General features: G+C 66.7%; 24 protein-coding genes, 1 tRNA gene and 1 riboswitch. Of the genes, 10 read left to right on the top strand and 15 right to left on the bottom strand.

What is annotated here, in order from left to right; all coding sequences use genetic code 11:
• Positions 1 to 263: 263 nt before the first annotated feature.
• Both ACZLZY_RS20615 and ACZLZY_RS20610 read right to left on the bottom strand, forming a co-directional pair.
• Positions 264 to 340: transfer RNA gene (locus ACZLZY_RS20615), tRNA-Arg, on the bottom strand.
• A 90-nt stretch (positions 341 to 430) separates the two neighbouring features.
• Entirely contained in the window at positions 431 to 1,093 is a 663-nt protein-coding gene (locus ACZLZY_RS20610; protein WP_472935931.1) for a thiamine diphosphokinase, read from the bottom strand.
• Positions 1,094 to 1,308: 215 nt separating this feature from the next.
• Positions 1,309 to 1,406, top strand: a riboswitch (TPP riboswitch).
• A gap of 57 nt (positions 1,407 to 1,463) precedes the next feature.
• On the opposite strand from ACZLZY_RS20610, the gene thiB reads away from it, so the two are divergent.
• The 5 genes from thiB to ACZLZY_RS20585 all read left to right on the top strand — a co-directional run bounded on the left by thiB (position 1,464) and on the right by ACZLZY_RS20585 (position 7,303).
• A complete protein-coding gene (thiB, locus tag ACZLZY_RS20605; protein ID WP_472935923.1) occupies positions 1,464 to 2,474 on the top strand; it encodes a thiamine ABC transporter substrate binding subunit in 1,011 nt (336 codons plus the stop codon).
• Positions 2,450 to 4,081, top strand: a complete 1,632-nt coding sequence (gene thiP, locus ACZLZY_RS20600; RefSeq protein ID WP_472935922.1) for a thiamine/thiamine pyrophosphate ABC transporter permease — start codon at positions 2,450 to 2,452, stop codon at positions 4,079 to 4,081. The genes thiB and thiP overlap by 25 nt, the downstream gene beginning before the upstream one ends.
• Positions 4,078 to 4,800 (top strand): thiamine ABC transporter ATP-binding protein, encoded by a 723-nt coding sequence (gene thiQ, locus ACZLZY_RS20595; RefSeq protein WP_472935921.1) that lies wholly within the window; start codon positions 4,078 to 4,080, stop codon positions 4,798 to 4,800. The genes thiP and thiQ overlap by 4 nt, the downstream gene beginning before the upstream one ends.
• Positions 4,801 to 5,004: 204 nt before the next feature.
• Positions 5,005 to 6,555: a M48 family metalloprotease gene (locus ACZLZY_RS20590; protein WP_472935920.1), complete on the top strand. Its 1,551-nt coding sequence runs from the start codon at positions 5,005 to 5,007 to the stop codon at positions 6,553 to 6,555.
• Between the two features lie 55 nt (positions 6,556 to 6,610).
• Positions 6,611 to 7,303, top strand: a complete 693-nt coding sequence (locus ACZLZY_RS20585; RefSeq protein WP_472935919.1) for a UPF0149 family protein — start codon at positions 6,611 to 6,613, stop codon at positions 7,301 to 7,303.
• A 66-nt stretch (positions 7,304 to 7,369) separates the two neighbouring features.
• On the opposite strand, the gene ACZLZY_RS20580 is transcribed toward ACZLZY_RS20585, so the two are convergent.
• From ACZLZY_RS20580 to ACZLZY_RS20550, 7 genes are all read right to left on the bottom strand, one after another.
• The gene (locus ACZLZY_RS20580) at positions 7,370 to 8,236 is read right to left on the bottom strand and encodes an RNA polymerase factor sigma-32 (RefSeq protein WP_472935918.1); all 867 of its coding nucleotides are present in this window, start codon (positions 8,234 to 8,236) and stop codon (positions 7,370 to 7,372) included.
• 321 nt (positions 8,237 to 8,557) lie between these two features.
• Positions 8,558 to 9,160, bottom strand: a complete 603-nt coding sequence (locus ACZLZY_RS20575; protein WP_472935917.1) for a CarD family transcriptional regulator — start codon at positions 9,158 to 9,160, stop codon at positions 8,558 to 8,560.
• A gap of 458 nt (positions 9,161 to 9,618) precedes the next feature.
• Positions 9,619 to 9,957 (bottom strand): ferredoxin FdxA, encoded by a 339-nt coding sequence (gene fdxA, locus ACZLZY_RS20570; protein WP_472935916.1) that lies wholly within the window; start codon positions 9,955 to 9,957, stop codon positions 9,619 to 9,621.
• Positions 9,958 to 10,172: 215 nt separating this feature from the next.
• On the bottom strand, positions 10,173 to 10,562 hold the full coding sequence (locus ACZLZY_RS20565; RefSeq protein ID WP_472935915.1) for an RNA-binding S4 domain-containing protein: 390 nt from the start codon (positions 10,560 to 10,562) through the stop codon (positions 10,173 to 10,175).
• Positions 10,563 to 10,568: 6 nt separating this feature from the next.
• A complete protein-coding gene (locus tag ACZLZY_RS20560; protein ID WP_472935914.1) occupies positions 10,569 to 14,096 on the bottom strand; it encodes a helicase-related protein in 3,528 nt (1,175 codons plus the stop codon).
• A gap of 96 nt (positions 14,097 to 14,192) precedes the next feature.
• Positions 14,193 to 14,918: an acetoacetyl-CoA reductase gene (phbB, locus tag ACZLZY_RS20555; RefSeq protein ID WP_472935913.1), complete on the bottom strand. Its 726-nt coding sequence runs from the start codon at positions 14,916 to 14,918 to the stop codon at positions 14,193 to 14,195.
• A 61-nt stretch (positions 14,919 to 14,979) separates the two neighbouring features.
• The gene (locus tag ACZLZY_RS20550; protein WP_472935912.1) at positions 14,980 to 16,152 is read right to left on the bottom strand and encodes an acetyl-CoA C-acetyltransferase; all 1,173 of its coding nucleotides are present in this window, start codon (positions 16,150 to 16,152) and stop codon (positions 14,980 to 14,982) included.
• A gap of 312 nt (positions 16,153 to 16,464) precedes the next feature.
• Between ACZLZY_RS20550 and phaR the strand changes: the two genes are divergently transcribed.
• Positions 16,465 to 17,049 (top strand): polyhydroxyalkanoate synthesis repressor PhaR, encoded by a 585-nt coding sequence (phaR, locus tag ACZLZY_RS20545; protein WP_472935911.1) that lies wholly within the window; start codon positions 16,465 to 16,467, stop codon positions 17,047 to 17,049.
• Between the two features lie 252 nt (positions 17,050 to 17,301).
• Here the strand turns inward: phaR and rpmF are convergent, their stop codons facing one another.
• Entirely contained in the window at positions 17,302 to 17,487 is a 186-nt protein-coding gene (gene rpmF / locus ACZLZY_RS20540) for a 50S ribosomal protein L32 (RefSeq protein ID WP_472935910.1), read from the bottom strand.
• Between the two features lie 218 nt (positions 17,488 to 17,705).
• The gene (locus tag ACZLZY_RS20535) at positions 17,706 to 18,410 is read right to left on the bottom strand and encodes a biosynthetic peptidoglycan transglycosylase (protein ID WP_472935909.1); all 705 of its coding nucleotides are present in this window, start codon (positions 18,408 to 18,410) and stop codon (positions 17,706 to 17,708) included.
• A 233-nt stretch (positions 18,411 to 18,643) separates the two neighbouring features.
• Here ACZLZY_RS20535 and ACZLZY_RS20530 point away from each other — a divergent pair, with 233 nt between their 5' ends.
• The 3 genes from ACZLZY_RS20530 (at position 18,644) to ACZLZY_RS20520 (ending at position 20,274) form a co-directional block, all read left to right on the top strand.
• The gene (locus ACZLZY_RS20530; RefSeq protein WP_472935908.1) at positions 18,644 to 19,546 is read left to right on the top strand and encodes a polyprenyl synthetase family protein; all 903 of its coding nucleotides are present in this window, start codon (positions 18,644 to 18,646) and stop codon (positions 19,544 to 19,546) included.
• Positions 19,547 to 19,639: 93 nt separating this feature from the next.
• Positions 19,640 to 19,891, top strand: a complete 252-nt coding sequence (locus tag ACZLZY_RS20525; RefSeq protein WP_472935907.1) for an AbrB/MazE/SpoVT family DNA-binding domain-containing protein — start codon at positions 19,640 to 19,642, stop codon at positions 19,889 to 19,891.
• Entirely contained in the window at positions 19,888 to 20,274 is a 387-nt protein-coding gene (locus ACZLZY_RS20520) for a type II toxin-antitoxin system VapC family toxin (protein WP_472935906.1), read from the top strand. The genes ACZLZY_RS20525 and ACZLZY_RS20520 overlap by 4 nt, the downstream gene beginning before the upstream one ends.
• A gap of 2 nt (positions 20,275 to 20,276) precedes the next feature.
• Here the strand turns inward: ACZLZY_RS20520 and ACZLZY_RS20515 are convergent, their stop codons facing one another.
• Positions 20,277 to 21,158: a transglycosylase SLT domain-containing protein gene (locus ACZLZY_RS20515; RefSeq protein ID WP_472935905.1), complete on the bottom strand. Its 882-nt coding sequence runs from the start codon at positions 21,156 to 21,158 to the stop codon at positions 20,277 to 20,279.
• Positions 21,159 to 21,228: 70 nt separating this feature from the next.
• Positions 21,229 to 22,497, bottom strand: a complete 1,269-nt coding sequence (ispG, locus tag ACZLZY_RS20510) for a flavodoxin-dependent (E)-4-hydroxy-3-methylbut-2-enyl-diphosphate synthase (protein WP_472935904.1) — start codon at positions 22,495 to 22,497, stop codon at positions 21,229 to 21,231.
• A gap of 292 nt (positions 22,498 to 22,789) precedes the next feature.
• Between ispG and ACZLZY_RS20505 the strand changes: the two genes are divergently transcribed.
• A complete protein-coding gene (locus ACZLZY_RS20505; protein ID WP_472935903.1) occupies positions 22,790 to 22,948 on the top strand; it encodes a DUF3309 family protein in 159 nt (52 codons plus the stop codon).
• A 65-nt stretch (positions 22,949 to 23,013) separates the two neighbouring features.
• Here ACZLZY_RS20505 and ACZLZY_RS20500 read toward each other — a convergent pair whose 3' ends face one another.
• Both ACZLZY_RS20500 and ACZLZY_RS20495 read right to left on the bottom strand, forming a co-directional pair.
• On the bottom strand, positions 23,014 to 24,219 hold the full coding sequence (locus tag ACZLZY_RS20500) for an MFS transporter (protein ID WP_472935902.1): 1,206 nt from the start codon (positions 24,217 to 24,219) through the stop codon (positions 23,014 to 23,016).
• 49 nt (positions 24,220 to 24,268) lie between these two features.
• On the bottom strand, positions 24,269 to 25,081 hold the full coding sequence (locus ACZLZY_RS20495; protein ID WP_472935901.1) for a DeoR/GlpR family DNA-binding transcription regulator: 813 nt from the start codon (positions 25,079 to 25,081) through the stop codon (positions 24,269 to 24,271).
• Positions 25,082 to 25,149 lie beyond the last annotated feature (68 nt).

Here is a 25,149-nt window from a genome sequence, read left to right as displayed (position 1 = left end):
TAACGCGCCACTGCGCAGGGCCATCGAACCGCTTACGTGCCGCGTTCACTTGATCGAGTTGAGCAAAAATGCGGCCTTCAACGTCAGGCGTCATTCACTGCCGTCCTCACCGATACAATTCGTACCACACCACTGCTATGTCGCAGATCATGTCGCACGGATTCGCCGGGTTCCAGCGGAACCCTTTGGAAATCAAGGGAGCTGGATGCAACATGACTGCGACACGATAGGGCCTCTTCCAAGGCATAAGCCGTTGAAATTATTGGTGATCCCGACTGGATTTGAACCAGTGACCCTCAGATTAGGAATCTGATGCTCTATCCTGCTGAGCTACGGGACCATTCTCTCCACCCTAGTCGAAAAAGGGCGTCGGGGCCAAGCCCCTTGCGGGGGATCGGGCGTCGGACCGTGCTCCGGGGTTGTGGGCCGTTCACGGGCGCTCGGTGGCGGGGCGGGCGTCGCCGCCGGGGGCTTGTATCAGCAGGACCGCGGTTCCGCTCGCGACCGTGACCGTCACCGGGCCGGCGGCCTCGTTCGACTGGGTGAGGATCGAGTGAAACGGCACGGCGACGTTCTCCAGCGGCCAGCGCGCGCCCTCGATGGTCAGGCCGGCGAGGTCGGAGAATTTGAGGATGGAGAAGGTGGTGCCGGGCGCGAGGTCGAACATTTGCGCGCCAGGGGCGAGTGGCACGGCGGTCTCGTTGCCGTCGGCGAGCGTCACGCCGAGCCCGCGGGCGGCATAGCGCAGCGCCAGCACCAGGTGCATGAAGGCGTGGTCGGTGCGCGGGCCGCCGCAGGCGCCGACCAGCAGGAGGTCGGTGGCACCGCGCGCGATGGCGGTGTCGATCGCCAGCTCGCCGTCGGTCCGGTCCTTGTCGCGCGGAAAGGTCTCGCGCGGGGTCTCGGCATGGCGGGCATCGAGCGCCGGATCGACCGAATCGAAGTCGCCGACCCAGAGCTCCGGCACGACGCCGAGCGGTGCGGCATGCATCATGCCGCGGTCGGCGGCGATGATGCGCGTCGCCGCAACGGCGCGGCAGAGGTCTCCGGTCGGCCGGATCGGGCCTGCGAGAAGGATGGTGAAGCGGCTCATGCCGCGGCTGTAGCGGCCGGCGAGGGGAGGGGCAACCATCGATCCGCACGGCCTCCCTCCCTTAAGCGAATTGCCGCGGCGGGAGACACCGCAGCGCTCGCCCAAGGGGCGGGGGAAGGTTAGGGCTGCGGATGCAGCGACCTCTTTTTGGCGCCGGAAGGCATGCAGCGGCCGTGCCCCTGTCTTGCCTTGCCCGCAGAGCCGGCTATGCTGGCTTGGCTCACACGGGGTGCCTTCGGGCTGAGAGGCTTTTCGCCAACCCGCCGAACCTGATCCGGCTCGTACCGGCGGAGGGATGAGGGCGTCCGCGCAGCGCGCGGAAGCGCACCCTGTCGATCCGCGAGACGGCCGCCCTGTCGAAGGAAACGCCGTGCGTCTTGCCTCCCTCGCCTCCACGCTGTCGCTTGTCGCCGCTTCCGCTCTGCCGGCGCTCGCGGCGGACGGAAAGCCGGTGCTGACCGTCTACACCTATGAGAGCTTCCTGCCGGAATGGGGCCCGGGCCCGAAGATCGAGGCGGCCTTCGAGAAGACCTGCGGCTGCGACCTGCAATGGGTCGGGCTCGGCGACGGCGTCGAGATCCTCAACCGTCTGAAGCTCGAGGGCGCGGGCACCAAGGCCGACGTCGCACTCGGCATGACCGCCGAAATGGTGCCGGAGATGAAGGCGACCGGCCTCTTCGCCGACAGCGGCGTCGATCTCGCCGCGCTGACGGTGCCGGGCGGCTTTGACGATAAGGTCTTCGTGCCGTTCGACTACAGCTACCTAGCCTTCATCTACGACACCAAGACGGTGAAGAACCCGCCGAAGAGCTTTGACGACCTCATCAACGGCGACCCCGACGAGAAGATCGTCATCGAGGATGCCCGCACCTCGACGCCGGGCCTCGGCCTGCTGCTCTGGATGAAGGCGGTCTACGGCGAGGGGGCCGCGGCGAAATGGCAGACGCTGTCGAAGCGGATCCTGACGGTCACCCCCGGCTGGAGCGAGGCCTATGGCCTGTTCACGCAAGGCGAGGCGCCGATCGTGCTGAGCTATACGACGTCGCCGGCCTACCACATGATCGAGGAGAAGGTGGAGCGCTACCAGGCGGCCAGCTTCGCCGAAGGCCACTATCTGCAGGTGGAACTCGCCGGCCGGCTGAAGGGCTCGAAGCAGCCGGAACTGGCGAAAGCCTTCCTCGACTTCATCCTCACCCCCGCCTTCCAGGACGTGATCCCGACCACCAACTGGTCGCTGCCGGTGATCGCGCCGTCCACCCCGCTGCCGCCGGAATTTGCAAAACTGGTGCAGCCGGCAAGGCCGCTCGCGGTGCCGGCGGAGGACGTCGCGGCCAACCGCAAGGCCTGGACCGACGAGTGGCTGAAGGCGATCGGCCGCTGAGCCCGGGCCTTGCCGCCGACCGGCGCGGGAAGCTTGCCTTAGGCATCGCCGGCCTCGGCTTCCTTGCGCTTTTCGTCGCCGGCCCGTTCGCCGCCCTGCTCGGCTTCGCCGGCGCCTTTCCTGACGTGCCGGCGCTGGCGCGCGACGGCTATCTGCAGGGCGTCGTCCTCTTCACCTTGCAGCAGGCGCTGCTCTCGGCGGTCCTGTCGGTCGCAGGAGCGGTGCCGCTGGCGATCGCCCTTCACCGCTTCCGTTTTCCCGGGCGGGCGCTGGTGCTGCGGCTGTTCCTGCTGCCGCAGGCGCTGCCGGTGCTGGTCGGCGCGCTCGGCATCATCGCGGTCTGGGGCCGGGGCGGCGTGGTGTCGGACGGGCTCGCCGCGCTGGGACAGCCGCGCCTCGACGTCTACGGCCTCTCCGGCATCCTCCTCGCCCATGTCTTCTTCAACCTGCCGCTGGCGACGCGGCTGATCTTTGCCGCGCTTGACGCCGTGCCGGCCGAGAGCTGGAAGCTCGCGGGGCAGTTGTCGCTCCGACCGATGGCGGTGTTCCGGCTGGTCGAATGGCCGGCGGTGCGCGCAGCGCTGCCGGGGGCGGCGAGCCTCGTCTTCATGCTCTGCATCACGAGCTTTACCCTGGTGCTGGTGCTGGGAGGTGGGCCGGGCGGCACGACGCTCGAGGTCGCGATCTTCCAGTCGCTGCGCTATGATTTCGACCCCGGCCGGGCAGTGCTCCTGGCCCTCGTGCAGATCACGCTGACCGGCCTCGTGCTCGCCGCCGTGCTGCGCCTCGGCGGGAATCTCGACGCCGGCGTGACGCTCGGGCGCAAGGCGGTCCGCTTCGACCGGCAGACGGCTTTGCAGCGCGCTGCCGGCCTCCTCGTCATTCTCCTCGGCCTCGGCTTCATCGCCGCGCCGTTCGTCGCGGTGCTCGTCAAGGGCCTTGGCGCCGATCTCGTCCGCCTTATCGGCGAGCCGCTGCTGCAGCGCGCGCTGGCGACGAGCCTTGCGGTTGGATTTGCCGCGGCGACGCTGAGCCTCATCCTGTCGCTGGCGCTGCTGTTCGGCGCATCGAGCCTCGCTCATCAGAGGGGGCGGCTGCGATCGCTGCGGGGGGTGTTCGACCTGTCCGGCAGCCTGGTGCTGGTGATCCCGCCGATCGTGCTCGGCGCCGGCTGGTTCCTGGTGCTGCGGCAGGCGACTGACGTCTTCGCCCTGGCGCCGGTGATGGTGGTGCTGACCAATGCGGTGATGGCCATGCCCTTCGTCATGCGGATTGCCGGGCCGGCGCTGGCAACGTCGGCGGCGCGCCACGACCGCCTGGCGGCCAGTCTCGCAATGACCGGCTGGTCGCGGTGGCGGTACGTCGAGTGGCCGGCGGTGCGGGGCGCCCTCGGTCTCGGCTTCGCCTTTGCGCTGGCGCTGTCGCTTGGCGATCTCGGCGTTGCCGCCCTCTTTGGCAACCAGGATTTCGTCACCTTGCCGCTGCTCCTGCACCAGCGCATGGGCAGCTACCGCAGCACCGATGCGGCCGGCATCGCGCTGATCCTCGGCGCGCTCAGCCTCGCCTTGATGGCGATCGCCGAGCGCGGCTTCCGGAAGACGACATGACCCATGCGCTCCGCCTCGACGGCGTCACCCATCGATACGAAGACCGGCGCATGGCGTTCGACCTTGCCGTCGAGACCGGCGAGTGGCTGGCGATCATCGGCCCGAGCGGCGCCGGCAAGTCGACGCTGCTGGATCTTGCCGCGGGCTTTCTGGCACCCGATGCCGGCCGGGTGGAGATCGCCGGACGGGACGTCACCGCCGACGCGCCAGGCGATCGGGCGCTGAGCTTCGTCTGCCAGGAGAACAACCTCTTTTCCCATCTCGACGTGTTCCGGAACGTCGCGCTCGGCCTGTCGCCCTCCCTCCGGCTCACCGTGGAGGAGCGGCGGGCGGTTGGGGAGGCGCTCGGCGCGGTGGGCCTTGCCGACCTTGGGCACCGTCGCCCTGCGGAGCTGTCGGGCGGCGAGCGCCAGCGGGTCGCTCTGGCGCGGGCCTTCCTGCGGGGGCGCCCGTTGCTGCTGCTCGACGAGCCCTTCGCGGCGCTCGGCCCGGCGCTGCGCCGCGAAATGCTGGAACTGCTGCAGGATCTGCGCCGTCGCAGCTTGCTGCCGATCAGCGTCGTCATGGTGACCCATCAGCCGGAGGATGCGCGGGGCTACGCCGACCGGATGGCCTTTCTCGAGGATGGCCGCATCGCCGCGATCGGCGCGACCGGAGAGATTCTCGCGGCCAAGGGACATCCCGGGCTTTCAGACTATCTTGGCCGTCGGCCGGTCTGACGGGACCGCATTTCAGGCGGATTCACTGGTTAGGGCACCATGTGTTTTGCTCTCGAAACACCGTGCGGGCGAAAAATGCGTTTCGTGTGCTCGGCTTGCTCTTTCGCACTGCGTTGCCGTACGCGTAGAGCATGGGCGCAACCCGTCCCGTTTCGGCGCGGACCGGTGCCGGCGGATGTGGACAGATCGGGGATCAGGCAGGAAATGACGGCGCAGGTGTTCAGCTCAGGACGGGCCTCAAACCGACCGCTCGCGGTTCGGCAAGGCTTTCGTGTGGCTGGCCTCCTCGGTGCCGTGCTGCTGCTCGGCGCCTGCCAGAGCATCAACAAGAGCCTCGAGGATGTCGCCAGTGGCGCGACGCCGGCCCAGACCGGCTATCTGCCAGGCCCGGCGCGTGAGCCGGTGACGTTCGAGAACCTGCAGAAGGGCGACCCGCAGGCCTCGATCGGTCGGTCGCAGCATCCGAAAATCCTCGCGGCCTATGGCGGGGCTTATTCCGATCCCGAGCTTGAGCAGACGCTGGCGACCATTGTCGGGCGCCTCAGCGCGGTCACGGACGATCCAAACCGCGCCTACCGCATCACGGTCCTCAACTCGCCGAACGTCAACGCATTCGCGCTGCCGGGCGGCTACCTCTACGTCACGCGTGGCTTGCTCGCGCTTGCCAACGACTCGGCGGAGGTCGCCGCGGTGCTGGCGCACGAGATGGGCCACGTCACGCTGAACCATGGCATCGAGCGTCAGCGCCGAGAAGCTGCGGCCGAGTTGGCCGGGCGCGTTGTCTCGGAAGTGCTGGAGAGCGATTCAGCCGGGCGAGCGGCGCTGGCACGGGGGCGGCTCAACCTTGCCAGCTTCTCGCGCAACCAGGAGCTCGAGGCCGACGCCATCGGCATCAAGCAGACCGGCCGTGCCGGCTACGACGCCTATGCCGCCGAGCGTTTTCTGAAGGCGATGGACTCCTACTCGCATTTCCGCAACGCCTTCCAGGCCGAGAACCCCAATCTCGACTTCCTCGCCACCCACCCGGCGGCGCCCCAGCGCATGGAGCTGGCCGACCGGCATGCCCGCGAGTTCGGGCCGCCCGGCACCGGCTCGATCGACCGCGACCGGTATCTGGCGGGCATCGAGGGCATGCTGTTCGGCGATTCGGCCGTCGAGGGCTATGTGCGCGGGCGGCAGTTCTACCATCCCGGCCTCGGCATCACCTTTGCCGTGCCGAACGGCTTCGTCATCGACAACACCGCTGAGGCGGTGCTGGCGACCGGTCCCGGCGACACCGCCATTCGCTTCGACGGCGTCGCGCTGCCGCGCTCGTCGAGCCTTACCGACTACATCACCAGCGGCTGGATCGGCGGGCTCGACCCCTCGAGCATCAAGCAGGAGCGGATCGGCAATCTCGAGGCGGTTTCGGCGCGGGCTTCCGGCGGCGAATACGTCTTCGACGTCACGGTGATCCGCGTCGAGGGGCAGGTCTACCGTTTCCTCACCGCGTTGCCGACGGCGTCGGACGCCAGCGTCGGGCAGATCGCGGCCGGCGTCGCCGGGTCGTTCCGCCTGCTGACCGAGGCGGAGAAGACGCAGCTGAAGCCGTTGCGCATCCGCATCGTCACGGCGCGCGCCGGCGACACCGTCGATTCGCTGTCGAACCGGATGGACGGCATCGACCGCAAGCCGGACATGTTCCGCTTGCTCAACGACTTCGAGCCGACCGATGCGGTGAAGGCTGGGGCGAAGTACAAGATCATCGCCGAGTAGGCCGGCCTTCGGCCTCCATCACCAGATCCACCCATCAGCGCCGGAGACACGAGCGATGGAAACCCTTCCGCGCCGACTGGAAGCCCTTGAGGACGCGCTAAAGGCGCTGCCCGAGGAAAGCGATGCGATGACGCTCGGCGAGATCGACGGCTTCATCGCCGGCATTCTCATCTGTCCCGTCGAGATCCCCGCGGAGGAATGGCTCGGCCTCCTCTGGCGCGACCTCGCCGACGACGGCAAGACGCAGCTAGTGTCGGATGCCGACGCGGCTGCTTTGTCCCGCCGCATCCTCGACCACCACCGTCTGACCTCGCTCGGCCTTCGTGCCGCCGAGGAGGAGTATGCACCGGTCTTCTATCTCGAGGACAAGACTAACGACGTGATCTGGGAGCCATGGGTGACCGGTTTTGCCGAGGCGATGCAGGTCCGGATGGACAGCTGGGGCGCAATCACTGGTACCGGAGACGAGAAAGCCATCGAGGCCTTCAACGGCATGCTGTCGCTGGCCCGCCTCGCCATGCGACCCGACCTCAAGGCGCCGCTATCCGACGCGGATGCAGAACTGGTTGCGGAGGCACCCGACCTTCTCGCCGTCTGGACCGAAACACTATTCGATTGGCGGATGGCCTTCCGGCCCGATCCTGTCCAGAGGCCGGTTCAGGTCGTGAAGATCGGGCGCAACGATCCCTGTCCCTGTGGCTCGGGCCGCAAGTACAAGAAATGCTGCGGCGTCAACGCGGTCGCCTGACCGGATACGAAAAGGCCGCCTTGCGGCGGCCGTTTCGTTATCGAACTGGACGTGAGCAGCACAAGATCAGCTGACGTAGGCCGCCTGATCCGGATTGGTCTGCAGCAGAGCCGTGCGGAGCTTCTCCAGTGCGCGCGTCTCGATCTGGCGGACACGTTCCTTGGAGATGCCCAGCTTCGTGCCGAGCGCTTCCAACGTCGCACCGTCGTCCTGCAACCGACGCTCGCGGATGATCTTGAGCTCGCGCTCGCTGAGAACATCGAGCGCGCTCTTCAGCCAGGTAACGCGGCGCTCGTCGTCGATCGAGGTTGAGACCATCTCGTCCGGGAGCGGCTCTTTCGCGACCAGAAAGTCCTGACGGTCGGAGCTGCCGGAGTCATCTTCCATCAGCGGTGCGTTGAGCGAGGAGTCGGGACCGGAAAGCCGCGAATCCATCAGCGCGACGTCGCTCTCGGAAACCTTCAGCGCAGTTGCGATCTCGCGGTACATCGCCGTTCCCGTCAGGCTCTCGGAACCCTGGCTGAGGCGCGCGCGCAGACGGCGGAGGTTGAAGAACAACGCCTTCTGAGCGGAGGACGTACCACCACGAACGATGGACCAGTTGCGCAGGATGTAATCCTGGATCGAGGCCCGGATCCACCAGGTGGCGTAGGTGGAGAAGCGAACCTCGCGCTCGGGCTCGAAACGGGCGGCCGCCTCGAGAAGCCCGACATGGCCTTCCTGAATGAGATCGTTCATCGACAGGCCGAAGTGACGGAACTTCGACGCCATCGAGATCACCAGCCGCATATGGGCCGAGGTGATCTTATGGAGCGCATCCTGGTCGCTGTGCTCTTTCCACTTCACGGCGAGCTCGTATTCCTCCTCGCGCAGGAGGTAGGGCGCCGCCATCGCGGCCCGGATCATCGTACGGCCTGCGGACTGGGACTTCATGGGATTACCCTCCAGTAGCAAATGCGCTTGGGGCCCGGAGAGGCGGCCGACAGACAGTTCCGCGCACCGAGCCATCTTCAAACGGCACCCGGCAGCAAACGTTCCTGAAAGGTTAAACTTTAAGAGCTGAGGTAGCGCCGTATCCCGCTTCGGCAAGGGAGGCTGCCCAGCGGGCGGACTTAGGAGGCCCATCCGGGGTGCCTGACGGCGGTACCCTGGGGATCGGGAGAGGTAATCCTGCCAAAGAAAAACCGGCCACGACAGGGTCGCAGCCGGTTTTGATAAGGACGTCTCTGTCCGCTTGAGGCGGCGGTTGCCGGATCAGGCAGCCTGCACTTCGACTGTTGCCTCTTCGGTGTCGGCGTCCGCGTCGGCTTCCGTATCCTCGTCGGCCTTGGCAGTGCGCTTCGGACCCTTGTTGAGGTTCACTTCGATCAGCTGCACGGCCTCGGTCTCGGAGACCTCGTTCACCGCTGCAAGCTCGCGTGCCATACGGCCGAGGGCGGCCTCGTAGAGCTGGCGCTCGGAATAGGACTGCTCCGGCTGGCTATCGGCACGGTAGAGATCACGAACGACCTCGGCGATCTGGATCAGGTCACCGGAGTTGATCTTCGCGTCGTATTCCTGCGCACGGCGGCTCCACATGGTCTTCTTGACCCGGGCCCGGCCCTGTACGACCTTCAGCGCGCGCTCGACGAAATCGGTCTCTGAGAGCTTGCGCATGCCGACGGCCTCGGCCTTGGCGACCGGTACCTTCAGGCGCATCTTGTCCTTCTCGAAGTCGATGACGAACAGTTCCAGCGTCATGCCGGCAACGAACTGCTCTTCGATCGCGACGATCTGGCCGACGCCGTGCGCGGGATAAACGATGCTCTCGCCTGTCTTGAAACCTTGGCGCTGGGAGGTCTTCTTCGGGATGGTCATACGCTTTCAAAACTCCCTGTTGTGCCCGGCCACGACAGCCGCTAACACAATGACGGTGCGAAGCACCGCCGATTTCGACGCGCTCTCCGAGGCGGAAAGCAACAGCAGCAGACCGTCAACGCCGGCATTCCAGTCAGGGAACGGCGGCCCATCGGAAGATGGGGCGTCATGACCGAAACTGGGATGAAAGCGTCCTTCCGGAACTACCAAGAGCGGGAGATCGACCTGGATGCAGGTTTTCGCTCGACTGTTGCGAGAATACTACCCTATTGCTCGCTAAAATTCAAGGCAGGGCAGGGAAGAGAACAATCCGCCCTCATCCGCTTAACGCCGGTTGCATAGCTGGCAAATAAAATAGTTTGAGAGCTTACGCGCCCTACGCCGCCCCCGGTCCAGCCAGGGAGCAACCGATAGCGCGCGCAACCCAGCTCGAATAGATCAAGGACGGCAAGCGTTTGTCAGTCGCCCTGACCGCGCTCCGGCGAGAAATATTTTTCGAACTTGTCCGTCTGCCCGTCGAATTCAGCAGCATCGGCCGGCGCGTCGCGCTTGATGGTGATGTTCGGCCACTGCTCGGCGTACTCCGCGTTGACCTTCAGCCACTTGTCGAGGCCCGGCTCGGTATCTGGCTTGATCGCCTCGGCGGGGCATTCCGGCTCGCAGACGCCGCAATCGATGCATTCGTCCGGGTGGATGACGAGCATGTTGTCGCCCTCGTAGAAGCAGTCCACCGGACAGACTTCGACGCAGTCCATGAACTTGCACTTGATGCAGTTGTCGGTCACGACATAGGTCATAACGGATCCTCGGCGATCTTCGAGCGGCCCGACCGGCGCGACGCGAATGGGATGAAGCGAACGGCGCAGCGCTCGCAGAGGCTGGTATCGTTCTGATCCCGGGACGTAGCGGCTCGGCACCGGACTGGCAAGGGTAAAGCATGTCGCGGGCGGGCCGCAGATCGGAACGCTTTTTCCGGCACCGTCTGCCCGATCCCAGCGGCGCTCCAACTGCGTCAGTCGCCTTCGTTCCATTGAAGGCGATCGAGAGCCCGGCGTTCACGCTTGTTCGGCGGCCGGTCGCTCGGCTGATAGCCGATCGCCGCGGCGGCCTCTGCCGCGGTCTCCGGCTTCACCGGTGGCGGCGTCAGATCCTCATAAAGCGTCTGCGCTTCCGGTGCCGGGCTCCGGCGTTCCCCGGGATCGAGGATCTTCAGAACCTTGACGCCGCCCCCGAGGGTGACGGTGAGCACATCGCCGGGGCGCACGAGCTTGGCAGCGCTCGTCGTCTTCTCACGGTTGATCCGGACGGCGCCGGACTGCGTGAGTTTCTGCGCCAAGCTGCGGGATTTGCAGACGCGCGCGAAGAACAGCCACTTGTCGATCCGCTGTTCCGTGCCCGGCACGCGGCCTTACTTTCCCAACTTGTCACGCAAAGCCGCGAGCTTGGCGAAGGGCGAGTCGGGGTCAAGCTTGGCAGGAGGGGCAGGGGCCTTGTCGAAGCGGGGTGCCGGCTTGCTGTCGCTGCGCTGGTCGCGGCCGGACCGGTCGTTGCGCTCGTTGCGCCCTTCGCCGGGCTTTCCGCCGGTGCGCGGCGGACGGGCATTGCCTGCCGCCTCGCCAGCCTTTGCGAACCGTTGCGAGCGGCTCTGACCGTCGTTGCGGCCTGGCCGTGGACCGCGTTCACCGGACGGTGCCGCCACTGCATCACCCGTCGCCGCGCCTTCGCCGGTCGCGGCGGTGCGTGCCTGGCCGTCGCGGTTCGGACGGTTGCGGCCCGAACGGGCGTTGTCGCGGGCGCCGCCGCGCGCTTCCTGGCGCTGCGGACGCCAGACCTGCACCAGCTTTGGCTCCTCGGCCTTGCCCTCGGACACCTTCGGCGCTTCAGCGGCCTTGTCGGCAGCAGGAGCGTGTTCGGCGGGAGACGCTTCGGACGCTTCGGTAGCGCTGGCAGGTTTGATGTGACGGATCTCGACGGTATCGGCGTCGTCCGCGACGCCCTCGGTCTCTTCGGTCTCGCTAGCTTCGTTAGTCTCGTCCGTCCGGGGGGCCTCCGCCTCGCCGAACACGACGTCGAGGGGCAGCGGATCGCCGTTCGCGGCAGTGGCGTCACCCGCGACGTCCTCGGGGGCGGAACTATCGCTCTCCGCCGTCATCGCGGCATTCTCGTCGCGCTGCAGGATGACCGCCTCGCCTTCCGCGAACTCGGCGGGCGTCTCGTTCTCATCCTCATTGGCGACGGCAATGCTGGTGACGACGTCGTCACCTTCGCCGACCTCGGCATCCTCGGCAGACGCGGTTTCTGCCGCGATCGAGGCCGGCATGCGGTCGGCCTCGAACGGCGCCGGTGTCACGGCCTCGCTCGACGGTGCGTTGTCATCCACCGAAACGGCGTCGGCAGCTGCCGCGGGTTCCGTCGGCTGGACGGCCGGCGAGGGCGTCATGGCTTCGATGTCGTACTTTGCCAGAGCCTCTTCGACCTGCTTGGCGTCGACGCCTTGCGGGCGGTAGCCGAGACCGCGCAGGATTTCGTCCATGTCGTCGGCGGTGGCGCCGAGAATCGACATCATCGCCGGCGTCACCAGGAACTGCGCACCGTTATAGCCGCCCTCGGGGCGCTTGCCGTTGCCGGGCTTCCAGGACAAAGCCGGGCGGATGAGATCGGCGAGCCGCTCGAGAATGTCGATGCGGACAGCGCGGCGGCCAAGCAGGCGGTAGCCGGCAAGACCGTAGAAAACCGGATCGAACTCGGGATTGGGCAGCGCCGAGGTGCGCCCGGTCGACAGGAGATGGGTGACGTCGCCGAAGCCCGGCTTGTCGCGGCCGTCATGGGCGATCGCCCAGAGCAGCGTCAGGAGATTGGCCGGTGCCGGCTTCACCAAAGCGGGAATGAAGATGTGATAGGCGCCGAAGCGCACGCCGTAGCGGCGGAGCGCCGCGCGCGCGTCCTGGTCGAGCGCGCGAACCTCTTCGGCGACGTCGCGGCGCTGGATCAGGCCGAAATTCTCGCAGAGCCGGTAGGCGATGCCGCGCGCCGCGCCTTCGAGACCCTCGGCGGTTTTCAACTCGACCAGCGGCTTCAGAACGGTAGAGACCTGATAGGTCACGTAGCGCTCGGCACGCGCGGCGACCTTGTCGCGCATCGGACCGGTCAGCTGTTCGTCGGCGAGCAGCACGACGCGGGGCTGCAGGGGATCGTCGCCTTGGGTCAGTGAGGCAACGGGCGCGCCGAGCCAGCGCAGCAGCGCATCCGAACCCAGCGCAAGGTCGCCGTTCGGCGAATTGCCGAAACGCTCCGCGCGGTTTTCGAACTCGCTGGCGAGTGCTTTCTGGGCTGCGGCACGCACGGCCTTGGCGTCCGGCCCATCGGCCTTAACGTCCGGCGTGAACCTGAACCCCTGCAGTTCGCCGACATGGTGGCCCTCCACGAGCACCTTGCCGTCGCCGCCGATTTCAGCTTCCATGACTGCGTTCTCTCTCAGCCGCTTCATCAAGACGCTTGTCCTGCGGTCTACGAAGCGTTTCGTCAACCTGTCGTGCAATGCGTCCGACAGACGGTCCTCGATGGCACGTGTCTTTTCCTGCCAGTGTGACGGATCGGCAAGCCAACCCGGCCGGTGGGAAATATAGGTCCAGGTGCGGATTTCGGCGATGCGCCGCGACAGTGTGTCGATGTCGCCCTCGGTCCGGTCGGCCCTGATCACCTGGGTCGCCATGTAGTCTTCCGAGATGTGGCCGTTGGAGACCAAGTCCTGGTATACGCTGGCGATAATCTCCGCGTGCTGGGCCGGCGCAATGCGCCGGTAGTCCGGCAGCTTGCAGGCTTCCCACAGGAGTTCGACGCTTTTCGCACTGGTCGCACGGTCGACGATCTCCGGCGAGCGCGACAGGAATTCCAGCGCCTCCTGGTCGACCGAGCGCAGCGAACGGGTGAGCTCGGGCACCGGCGGCAGCCGGTCGAGGCTCGCCTTCAGCGCGTCGATCGAGCGAAAATCCACGTCCGGCGAGCGCCATTGCAGCACACGGACCGGCGCAAACGCATGTGATTCCAGTGATTCGACCAGCTCCTGCGGAAACGGATCGACCCGGCCGGTGACGCCGAACGTCCCGTCGCGCAGGTGCCGCCCGGCCCGTCCGGCGATCTGGCCGAGCTCGGCCGGGGTCAGCTGGCGGTACTGAAAACCGTCGAACTTCCAGTCCTGCGCGAAGGCGACGTGGTCGACGTCGAGGTTGAGGCCCATGCCGATGGCGTCGGTCGCCACGAGAAAGTCGACGTCGCCGGACTGGTAGAGCTCGACCTGGGCGTTGCGGGTGCGCGGGCTCAGCGCCCCCATCACCACTGCCGCACCGCCGCGCTGGCGGCGGATCAGCTCGGCGACGGCATAGACCTCGTCGGCCGAGAAGGCGACGATGGCCGAACGGCGCGGCAGTCGGGTGGTCTTCTTCGAGCCGGCATAGACGAGGTTCGACATGCGCGGCCGGGTGACGGTCTGGACGCCCTTCAGGAGCTTCTCGAGGACGCCGCGCATGGTGGAGGCGCCGAGCAGCAGCGTCTCCTCGCGGCCGCGGCAATGAAGGATACGGTCGGTGAAGACGTGGCCACGCTCGAGATCGGCAGCGAGCTGCACCTCGTCGATGGCGACGAAGGCGGCGTCGGTCTTGCGCGGCATCGCCTCGACCGTGCAGATGTGGAAGCGGGCCTTGGGCGGCCGGATCTTCTCCTCGCCGGTGATCAGCGCCACTTGGCTGACGCCGACCCGGTCGCAGACCTTCTGGTAGACCTCGCGCGCCAGAAGGCGCAGCGGCAGGCCGATGACGCCGGACGAGTGCGCGACCATCCGCTCGATGGCGAGAAACGTCTTGCCGGTATTGGTGGGCCCGAGGACGGCGGTGACGTTGGTCCCGTCGAATCGGATCGTCTCGGTCTGGCTGCGGTTCATGGGGTCTATCTGGGTGCGGCGTCGCCGGATGAAAGGGTGTCCGGACCGCAGCCAGGTCCGAATGCCCGAGAGCGTAGTCTAGGCCCGCGGCTTACCCTACGCCAGATACTGCCCGCCATTGGCGGAAATGGTGGAGCCGGTGATGAAGCCGGCGGCGTCCGAGGCGAGGAAGACGACGCAGCGCGCGATCTCCTCGGGCTCGCCGAGCCGGCCAACCGGGATCTGCGGCAGGATCTGCCTCTGCATGACGTCGTCGGAGATCGTCGCCATCATGTCGGTGGCGATGTAGCCGGGGCAGATGGTGTTGACGGTGATGCCCTTGCGGGCGCCCTCCTGCGCCAGCGCCTTAGCAAAGCCGATGTCGCCCGCCTTGGCGGCGGAGTAGTTGGCTTGGCCCATCTGGCCCTTCTGCCCGTTGATCGATGAAATGCTGATGATCCGCCCGAAACCGCGCTCGCGCATGCCCTCCCAGACCGGGCGGGTCATGTTGAAGAGGCCGTTGAGGTTGGTCGAGATCACCGCCTGCCACTGCGCCAGCGTCATCTTGTGAAACATCGCGTCGCGGGTGATGCCGGCATTGTTGACGAGAATCTCGACCGGGCCAAGCTCGGCCTCGATGGCGGCAAGGTTCGCGGTGCAGGCATCGAAATCGCCGACATCCCATTTGCGCGCCGGAATGTGGTTGGCGGCGGTGAAGGCCCCGGCCGCGGCGTCGTTGCCGGCATAGACCGCCACCACCTGATAGCCCTCGGCCTTCAGCGCCTTCGATATTGCCGCGCCGATACCGCGCGTGCCGCCCGTGACGACCGCTACTCTGCCCATGCCGTGCCTCCCACCGCTGCAAGGACGGCTTGCTGCCGCCTCTGTCCTGTCCGGATCTTTCCTACATTCGCTCGAGGCACATGGCGACGCCCATGCCGCCGCCGATGCAGAGGGTGGCGAGGCCCTTGCGGGCATCCCGGCGAATCATCTCGTGGATCAGCGTGTTCAGCACCCGCGCGCCGGACGCCCCGATCGGGTGGCCGATGGCGATGGCGCCGCCGTTGACGTTGACGATGGCGGGATCCCAGCCGAGTTCGCGGTTGACGGCGCAGGCCTGTGCCGCAAAAGCCTCGTTCGCCTCGACGAGGTCGAGGTCCGCGACCGACCAGCCGGCCTTTTCCAGCGCCTTGCGCGACGCCGGGATCGGCCCGGTGCCCATCACCGCGGGGTCGACGCCCGCGGTCGCCCAGGAGGCGATCCGCACCAGCGGCGTCAGCCCGCGGCGCGCCGCCTCTTCCTCGCTCATCAGAACGGTCGCCGCCGCGCCGTCGTTGATGCCGGAGGCGTTGGCCGCGGTGACCGTGCCCTCCTTGTCGAAGGCCGGGCGCAGCTTCTGCACCTTGTCGAGCGTCGTGCCGGCCTTGATGTACTCGTCCTCCGACACCACCGTGTCGCCCTTGCGGCCCTTGACCGTGAAGGCGACGATCTCATCGCGGAAGCGGCCGGCCGCCTGTGCGGCCTCGGCCTTGTTCTGCGAGGCGACGGCGAACTCGTCCTGCATATCGCGGGTGATCTGGAACTGGCGGGCGACGTTCTCGGCGGTGACGCCCATGTGATAGCCCTGGAAGGCGTCGATCAGCCCATCCTTCAGCATGGTGTCGACGAGCTTCATGTCGCCCATCTTCTGGCCGGCGCGCAGGTGCGCGGCGTGCGGGGCCATCGACATCGATTCCTGGCCGCCGGCGACGACGATCTTCGCATCGCCGAGCGCGATCTGCTGCATGCCGATGGCGACGGCGCGAAGACCCGAGCCGCAGAGCTGGTTGAGGCCCCAGGCGGTCGCTTCCTTAGGGATGCCAGCCGCCATGGCCGCCTGGCGCGCCGGATTCTGGCCTTCACCGGCCGAAAGGATCTGGCCCATCACCACCTCGTCCACTTCGCTGGGCTCGACCCTCGCGCGGGAAAGCGCCTCGCGGATCACCGCGGCGCCGAGCTGGTGGGCGGGGACGTCGCCAAAGGCGCCGTTGAACGAGCCGACGGGCGTGCGGGCTGCGCCCACGATTACGACGGACATGGGGTTTTCCTCCCGTGGCGGCGCTCTGCAAGGTCTACAATCTGCAGTACCCAAGGCCTTTAGGGCGAGTTTCGCAGACCGGGTTCGGCACTGTCAAACGGCTTCGACAGGGCACCGCGCGGCCCCTCTCGCGCTGGCGAATCCTGCTCAAGTCTTAGGCAAGACCGCGCCGCAGCCAAGTCTGCGTGCAATGCGGGAAATATTTGGAAGATAGGCTTTTTTGTGGAATGCTTTCGATGGCGCAACGCAATACGCCGGAAGTCGGCCTTGAGACCGACAGGCAGTGTGCGGCGCGGGGAGAGGAAAACACCCATGGCCAAGTCAGCGGAAACCACCGTCATCAAGAAATACGCCAACCGGCGGCTCTACAACACCGGCACCAGCACCTACGTGACGCTCGAGAATCTCGCCGCGATGGTGAAGGGCAACGAGGAGTTCGTGGTGCAGGACGCCAAGAGCGGCGAGGACATCACGCATTCCGTCCTGACCCAGATCATTTTCGAGCAGGAAAATAAGGTTGGCCAGAACATGATGCCGATCGCCTTCCTGCGTCAGCTGATCCGCTTCTACGGCGACCAGATGCAGATGGTGATTCCCGGCTATCTCGAGCAGACGATGGCGGCTTTCTCGCGCGAGCAGGAGGGTTATCGCGACAAGCCGGGCGGCGTCGCCGGCCAGAACCCGATGAAACTGATGGGATCGCAGGTGCGCCGCAATACCGAGATGTTCCGGCAGGCCATGACCATGTTCAATCCGTTTATCGCCAACGCCATGGCACCGGCCGAGGATCGCCCGGTGCCGGCCCCGGCCGCTGCGCCCGAAGACCTCTCCGACATGCGCCGCCAGCTCGACGAGATGCAGAAGCGGATCGAGGCGATGGCCGCGACCAAGGCCTGAACGCCGCGACACACGGGCAGGGCCGACTTGACCATTCGGTCCCGCCCTCCCGCGGGCCTGGTGCAGAGCGGTCCGCAGCGGAGGCTTTCGCCCCGCTCTCCCACGGCACGCCGCCAAAGGAATCTTTCTCTAGTCCCTTTTGGGCCTTTACCGATCGCATGAAAAAGGCCGGGCTTTTGGCCCGGCCTTGGAAGTCGATATGATCAGACGGCGGTCCATTGACCACCGGTGTGATCCGGCAGCCCGATCAGATCAGGCGTTGCCTTTGATCGTCAGGATCTGCTTGCCGCGGTACATGCCGGTCTTCAGGTCAACATGGTGCGGACGGCGCAGTTCGCCGGAGTTCTTGTCCTCGACATAGGTCGGGGCGGTCAGGGCGTCGTGCGAACGACGCATGCCACGCTTGGAGGGCGAGGTCTTTCTCTTCGGTACGGCCATCGGTCTGCTCCGTTCGGATAGCGGCGGCGCCGCGAGGGCTGATCCGCATGGATTGAATGTCTGCCGAAATCCGCGAGGCGTCGGGTGCCCTTGTCAGATCCTGGCATTCACGTCGCGAACCCGGCGATCGATGTCGACCGCATCAGGCTCGGGGATGACGGGAATTCGCCGCAGCCCATAGCAAAACCATGGGGGGATGGGAAGGGCGGAAGCGAAATTTACTGGCCGGCGGTGCGCTTGTTCGGTGTGACGGCGACGCAATCGACATAGTCGCCGGACCGCTGCGCCCGCGCGGCGATCGTGCCCGCCAGCCGCGAAAGGCCCCGCGAAGGTTTGGCCGGATTGCGCTTGCGCGGCGCCGGCAAGGTCACCGCGAGGAGCGCCGCCTCGCGGCCGGTGAGGGCAAAGGCCGGCTTGTTGAAATAGTGCCAGGCGGCGGCCTCGATACCGTAGATTCCGTCGCCCCATTCGGCGATGTTGAGATAGATCTCGATCAGCCGCTTCTTCGACAGGAAGAAGTCGGCGTAAACCGCTAGCGGCACTTCCAGACCTTTGCGCACGAAGGAGCGGCTGTTCCACAAGAACAGGTTCTTGGCCGTCTGCATCGGAATGGTCGAGGCGCCACGGGTCTCCTCGCCATCCAGCGTCTCGGTGATCACCGCGTTCAGTTCCCGCCAGTCGACGCCGCCGTGGAAACAGTACTGACCGTCCTCCGACATCATCACCGAATGCACCAGCACGGGTGCGATATCCTCGAGATCGACCCAGTCGCGGGTGACCGGCCGGAATGTCAGATAGTCGCCCAGCATCAGCGTCGAGACCGGGCGGATGCCGGGAATGGCGTAGACCGGCACCAGCGCGATCGGCAGGGCGATCAGCACGACTAGCGTAACGATCAGAAGGCCGAGGACACGTCGCAGCATGGAGGGCTTTCCGGTGGGCCTTGGGGGCAGAAGTGCCCGGCCGTCGGACGGGGATCGCCTTCCGTCATATCGGCGCGTGCGGCGACTCGCAACGGTTGCCGCGCCGCGCTTTCTCCCGCGCCGTCCCCGGCGCTTGACGGCCGAAGCGCGATCGGCGAAGCCGACCGGGATGGTGGGCCGTTCGAAGCTCCCCTTGCGGCCGGCAAAGGGTCGCCGAATGCCGGAGACGTCAGATGAGCACACACTCCTTCGAGGCCCGGCTGAGGGCGGCGGCGCTGGCGGTGGAGACGGCGCTCGATCTCTGCCTCGACGCCGCCCATCCGCTGATGCGCGGCACGCCGGAGCGGCTGCGCGCCGCCATGCGCCACGGCGTCTTGAACGGTGGCAAGCGGCTGCGGCCCTTCCTGGTGATCGAGACGGCACAGCTTTTTGGCCGCCCGCAGGATGAGGCGGTGACGGTGGCGGCGGCGCTCGAGTGCATCCACAGCTATTCGCTGGTGCACGACGATCTGCCGGCAATGGACGATGACGACCTCCGCCGCGGCCAGCCGACGGTGCACAAGGCGTTCGACGAGGCGACGGCGATCCTCGCCGGCGACGCGCTGCTGACGCTGGCTTTCGGCCTCCTCGCGGACGCACCGGGGATTGGCGCGTCCGGCCGGCTGGACCTCGTCCGCGCCCTGTCGCGCGAGGCCGGAGCGGCGGGCATGGTCGGCGGGCAGGCGCTGGATCTGGCGGCCGAGCAGCAGGATCTCGGCGAGGCCGAAATTTCGCGGATGCAGAGCATGAAGACCGGCGCGCTCATCACCTTCGCTTGCGAGGCCGGGCCGATGCTGGCGGAAGCGTTGCCTGAGGACCGCGAGCGGCTTCGGCGCTACGGCGAGACCATCGGCCTTGCCTTCCAGCTTGCCGACGACCTGCTCGACGAGACCGCCGATGCCGCAGCCCTCGGCAAGGCCGCCGGCAAGGACCGGGCGCGGGGCAAGAAGACGCTGCCGGCGCTGCATGGCCATGCCTGGACGGAGGACCGGCTGGCGGCCCTTGTCGCCGAGGCGAGCGAACTGCTCGCGCCCTACGGCGAGCGGGCGGCGGTGCTGGTGGCGGCGGCGCGGTTTATTGCGGAGCGGAAGAGCTGAGGTAGGCTCTGATCCTCACCGAACGTGATTCTCGTCCCGAGATCGCTGCGCTTGTGGTAGTAAATCAGTACTCTCTCAGTTGCGGAGGCATCAATGACTTCGTTGGCGCGGATTAATCCCGATGGCTCGCTTCATCTGCCGGCCAGCATCCTGGAACGTCTCGGCATTAGGGCGGGCGCCGAGGTGACGGTCGAGGAATCGCCGGGCGGTCTTACTATTCGCCTGACGCGGGACGAAGAACTGCGACGTGTACAAGCTTGGACACGGTCAATTCTTGGAAATGCTGAAGTGAACTCGGTGGATAGCTTTATCGCCGCGAGGCGACGTGAAGCCGAAAACGAATGAGCCATGTCGTCGATGCATCGGCTGCTTTTGCCCTGCTGAACAACGAGCCCGGCGCCGAGGTGGTAAGAAGAGTTCTGTCAGCATCCATCATGGCGTCGATCAACTTCGGCGAAGTCGTCTCTATCTTTGCGCGAGCCGGTGTTGGAAGCGCTGATATTGAGACGTCGCTGCGGATTCTGGACATGCAAATCGTGCCAGTTGGGCGGCAACTCGCCTTCGACGCGGGTCTCTTGCTCCCGCTTTGTCGAAAGGCTGGGCTGTCCCTAGGTGATCGAATATGCCTTGCCCTGGCTCGGCAACGCGGCCTTCCGGCACTGACAGCGGACCGGGCTTGGCTGACCATTGCGGCTGACGTCGGCGTAACCGTCGAGCTTATCCGGTAGCTCTAATTCCTGAACACCGCACAGGCCCCGCCCGCGCTGCGGAGCTTGCCACAGAGGCTGTCGGCTTCGCCGCGCGAGTCGGCGCCGATGCGCACAGCGTAGATGCGGCCATGGCTGGCGCGGTCGCGCAGGACGATCGGCGCCTTGTCGCCGAGCACCGAGGAGAAGCGGCCCTGCACGCGCCGGAACGACTTCAGCGCCATCGACTGGTTGGGGTGGCCGGCGATCTGGACGCCCCAGGGCTGCATCGGCGCGCTCTCGATCTTCGGCGTGCGGGTGCGCATCACCGGCAGAGCGCGGCAGGCCTCGTCGAAACCCTTGCCCTCGTCGAGCGGGATCTCCTCGATCTCCCGGCCTTCGTCGACGAACCAGTCGGCCGGCCGCGCGGTGATCGAGAGGACGTAGTTCTCGGTCTCGTAGGGCAGTGCCCCGCCGCTGACGCGCCAGCGCTTCACGCGGTTGATGCCGCCATTGTAGGCGGCGGCGGCAAGGCCCCAATTGCCGAGCTCGGACTTCAGGTCGCGCAGATACAGCGCGGAATGGCGGATCGCCTCGCGCACGTCGAACGGGTCGGCGAGCCCCCGCTCCTTGGCGGTGTAGGGCATGAACTGGGCGATGCCCTGTGCCCCCACCGGCGAGCGTGCGTCGGCGTCGAAGCGGCTTTCCTTCCAGATCAGCCGGGCGAAATAGTCCGGGGGCATGGCGGTGGCGGCGGCGTTGGCAGCGATGAGGTCGCACACGAGGTCGATGCCGCTGCGCTCCTTGACCGGGATGGAGATGCGGACGAGATCGGGCGGGACGAGGGCAAGGTTATGCGTTCCCGGGTCGAGATTGGTCAGCGTGGGAGCGGCCGATGCTGGCACCAGGGCCCAGAGCAGCGCCATGGCCACAGCACTCGCCGCAAGGCCGGTTCGAAAGGCCAGGGACGGTCGGCTGAATTGAGACGGACGCCGTTTACTCGGCGGCAGCGCGGGTGACGCCAAAGCGCTTCTCGATGTAGTCGGCGACCATCACCTTGAAGTCCTCCGCGATGTTGGGACCGCGCAAGGTCGCGACCTTCTGCCCGTCGACGAAGATTGGCGCCGACGGTGTTTCGCCCGTGCCAGGCAGCGAGATGCCGATGTCGGCGTGCTTGGATTCGCCGGGGCCGTTGACGATGCAGCCCATGACGGCGACCTTCAGGCCCTCGACGCCCGGATACTTCTCCCGCCAGACGGGCATCGACGTGCGCAGGTCGTCCTGGATCTGCTCGGCGAGTTCCTGGAACACGGTTGAGGTTGTGCGCCCGCAGCCGGGGCACGCGGCGACGATCGGCACGAACTGGCGAAAGCCCATGGTCTGCAGGATTTCCTGCGCGACCTGCACCTCGCGGGTGCGGTCGCCGCCGGGCTCGGGTGTCAGCGAAACGCGGATGGTGTCGCCAATGCCTTCCTGCAGCAGGATCCCCAGCGCCGCGGAGGAGGCGACGATGCCCTTCGAGCCCATGCCGGCCTCGGTCAAGCCGAGATGCAGCGCAAGATCGGTGCGGCTGGAGAGGTCGCGGTAGACGGCGATGAGGTCCTGGACGTTGGAGACCTTGGCCGAGAGAATGATTTTGTCGCGCGAAAGGCCAGTCTCCTCGGCGAGTTCCGCCGAGAGCAGCGCCGATTGGATGATCGCCTCGCGCATCACCGCGCCGGCAGAGCGCGGGCGGTGCAGCAGCGAGTTGGCGTCCATCAGCGCGGTCAGCAGTTCCTGGTCGAGCGAGCCCCAGTTGACGCCAATACGCACCGGCTTCTGGTAGCGGATCGCGGTCTCGATGATCTGGGTGAACTGCCGGTCCTTCTTGTCCTTGAAGCCGACATTGCCGGGATTGATCCGGTATTTCGCCAGCGCCTCGGCGCAGGCCGGGTGATCGGCGAGCAGCTTGTGGCCGATATAGTGGAAGTCGCCGACCAGCGGCACGTAGATGCCGAGCCGCTCCAGTCGATCGCGCACATGCGGCACGGCGGCGGCCGATTCGTCGCGGTCGACGGTGATGCGCACGATCTCCGAGCCGGCCTTGGCAAGCGCCGCCACCTGGGCGACGGTCGCATCGACGTCGGCTGTGTCCGTGTTGGTCATCGACTGCACGACGACCGGGGCGGTGCCGCCCACCAGCACGCCGCCGACCCTGACGCCGACGGTCGGGCGCTTCGGTGTCGGCTGGGCCTCGAAGGCTTCGATGGGGGCTTCGATGTTCATCGGCGACATCCGGTCGAGGTCATGGGGCGGTCGAGGTTCTAGGCGGTCGAGGTCCCGGGACGGTCGAGGTCACGGGCAAAGGGGCGTGTATCACTTCGAGTTCGCGCTTTCGGCGCAGCTTGTCAAATGCGGTCTGATCGCAACCGCATCAAGTCCTGCCGTCGGCTGGAACGAACACTGTAAGGCCCTTCATGCCGAACCAGAAGATGGCGCTTCTGCGGCGACAGTGGAACTCACGGTAGCCTCGCGAGTTTGTGACACCATACGTTGTTCTCAGGCAGGAAATATCGACATGACGCTCGGCACAATCCTCATCATCATCCTCGTTCTCGTCCTGATCGGTGCTCTGCCGTCCTGGCCGCATTCGCGCAGCTGGGGCTATGGCCCGAGCGGCATCCTGGGTGTCGTCGTCGTGGTGATCCTGATCCTGCTGCTGATGGGGCGGATCTAACTGTCTCAGTAGTCTGCCGTCGAAGCGCCGGTCCCGGAAGGGGCCGGCGTTTTGCGTTGAGGCGTTCAAACGTCCGCGCGATCGGCGACGGCGACCAGCCGGGCGGCGAAAAAGGTCACCACCAGCAGCAGCGACAGGCCGGCGAAGACCGCTGCAAAACCGGTGTGCTCGGCGACGAAGCCGATCACCGAGGGCGCGATCAGGATGCCGGAATAGCCGAGCCCCGACACGATGCTGAGGCCGGTGCCGGGCTTCAGTCCGGGCACGTTGCCAGCAGCGGAAAAGGCGATCGGCACGATGTTGGCGACGCCGATGCCCATCACGGCAAAGCCCACCAGCGCCATTGGCGTGCCGTTCGCGGCGGCGATGAGCACGAGGCCGAGGCCGGCGGCGAGGCTGCTGAAACGCGTGGTGGTGACCGCGCCGAAGCGGCGGCGAATCCCGTCGCCAGCAAAGCGCAGCACGGCCATGCTGAGGGAGAACGCCGCGAAGGCAAGGCCCGAGGTGGCGGCATCCGCGCCGAGTTCCTGGCGCATGTAGAGGGCGCTCCAGTCGATCGCCGCCCCTTCCGGGATCATCGCGAACAGCGCGAACATGCCGACGGCGGCGGCCAGCAGCAGGCCAGCGGTGGTGTCGCTTCTGGGAGCGGCGGTATCGCCAGCCGATCCTGTCGCCACATGGGTCTGGGCCTCGAGCCTGTCCGACAGCGCATGGCGCCAGACCACGAACCACAGCAGCAGCGTGACGGCGGCCACGACGAGAGCGTGACCCTCGGGCCCCACGGCCTCGATCAGGAAGCCGCCGGCGCCTGCGCCGACAAGACCGCCGACGCTCCAGAAGCCGTGGCAGGAGGACATGATCGGGTTCGGCAGACGCCGCTCCACCGAGACGGCGTTGGCGTTCATCGCGATGTCGAGCCCGCCCGTGGTCATCCCGGCGAAGACGATGGCAAGGATCGCCAGCGGCAAGGATGGTGCGAAGACCAGCAAAGGGAGGGCTGCGATCAGCGCGAGGTGCAGGATGATCGTCGGCCGGCGCGACCCCATGGCGGCGATCGCCCGGCCGGCGAGCGGCATCGTCGCAACCGCCCCTACGCCGAAGGCGAGGATCATCAGCCCCAGCTGCGACTCCGACAGGCCGAGCCGTTCGCGGAACAGCGGAATCTCCGGCGCCCAGCTGCCGATCAAAAGACCGTTGGCGAGAAAGGCGGCGGCGACGGCAATGCGCTCGCGGGGCCATGAGTGGGCAGGGATGTCGAGGCTGAGGGTCATCTGGTCTCGCTGGGGGCTATCAAGGGTTATGCTGTCACGCGGAAGTGCATCAGGCCCGAGATCGTCGGCGGCCCGTCGCCGACGGTTTCTCGGCGCCTGCGGTCACGACGGCAATCTGGCTTGCCGTGAACGGTGCGAGCAGTGCTGCCGGACAGTCGGCCTCCACGAAGAGGGTCGAGATTCCCTCCGGCGCCAGCACGGCATAGGCCGCGGCGGTGCCGATCTTGTCGGTGGTGGCGGCAACGATCACCTGCCGGCTGGAGGCGGCCAGCGCCGCCTTGAACTCGGCCTCCTCGAAGACATGAGCGGTGATGCCGGCCACGGCATCGACACCGCAGGCGCCGAGCACCAGAACGTCCGGACGGAAGCGGTCGGCATCCGCGAGTGCCTTCGCGCCGAAGCAGCCGCCGGTCACCGGGTCGACCCTGCCGCCGAGGAGGATGGTCTCGATGCCGCGGCGCTCCAGCAGAACCGTGGCGATCGCCGGCGCATTGGTGATGACGGTGAGGCCGGCGTCTTCGGCAAAGCGTCCGGCGATGGCGAGGTTGGTCGATCCGGCGTCGAGAAACACCACCGAGCCCGGTGCTATGGAGGTCGCAACGGCGGTGGCGAGAGCGGACTTGCCATCGGTGCGGACGTGCCGCCGCGCGCTAAGCGAGCCCTCGAACGGTGCCAGGGGCACGGCGCCGCCGTAGACGCGCTGGCAAAGCCCGGCCTCGGCCATCTCCCTGAGATCGCGCCGGACGGTATCCTCGGAAACCCCGAAGGTTTGCGCAAGCCGCGCCGCGAGCACCCGGCCGTCCTGCGCGAGCAGGCTGCGGATCTGCGTCTGGCGTTCAGCGGTGAGAAGATGCGGGCTCATGGCGTCCAATCGTGCAACAACATGCCAAAACATGCATGAACGCGCAGATCCGGTCAAGCGCAAGCGGC

It is taken from the genome of Mesocryomonas lacus, from assembly GCF_055730135.2.
The sequence above is the reverse complement of the archived record's forward strand: the minus strand, read 5'-3'. Positions and strand labels throughout refer to the sequence as shown.